This is a genomic window from Acinetobacter sp. UBA3132, from assembly GCF_002364825.1.
In the GTDB taxonomy this organism is placed as follows: Bacteria; Pseudomonadota; Gammaproteobacteria; order Pseudomonadales; family Moraxellaceae; genus Acinetobacter; species Acinetobacter schindleri.
In genome coordinates, this window is record NZ_DEZM01000206.1 from 4,451 (window position 1) to 4,712 (window position 262).

Consider the following 262-nt stretch of genomic DNA (forward strand, 5'->3'; position numbering starts at 1 on the left):
AGCGACCCATTCGCCGCCAATAAAATTCTCGTATTGTGCTTTAAAATGAACTTTTGAATCAGGTTGATTAGGATCGACGTAACGCATATGTATTTCCTTTGCTTATTTTCGTGTGACCAAACTGCTTCTACAGCTTTGGTATAAGGTACTTATGTACGCTATTTGATTAACATAACTGGTATAAGGTTGGAGAAAGGTTGGAGTCAAGCAGGTTTACACTCTTTTCGATCTGTCTTAAAAGAATAAAGATTACAATGGATGT